Source organism: Chryseobacterium mucoviscidosis (genome assembly GCF_002177115.1).
GTDB lineage: Bacteria > Bacteroidota > Bacteroidia > Flavobacteriales > Weeksellaceae > Chryseobacterium > Chryseobacterium mucoviscidosis.
The window spans coordinates 1-243 of record NZ_MVAG01000104.1; the positions used below are offsets into that span (position 1 = coordinate 1).

Below are 243 nucleotides of genomic sequence, written 5' to 3' on the forward strand. Positions count from 1 at the left end.
CTCGCCGCCGTTAGTGCCGACAATCGCACCACCGATCACACGGTGAGATTCTTTGTCGAAAATCAGCTTGGTCATACCGTCTGCGCAGTCGGAAGCGATAGCACGACCAGAAGCAGCCCACGGGAAGGTGGCGGTTTCGTAGCTGATGCCTTTCTCTTTCGCTTCTTTCTCAGTCAGACCTACCCATGCAACTTCTGGTTCGGTATAGGCGATGGACGGGATAACTTTCGGATCGAAGTAATG

General features: G+C 53.5%; 1 protein-coding gene. It reads right to left on the reverse strand.

Annotated features, from left to right (window positions below):
- Positions 1–243 (reverse strand): oxidoreductase dimerization domain-containing protein (locus B0E34_RS22740; RefSeq protein WP_503327692.1); only part of this gene is annotated, 243 nt, incomplete at both ends.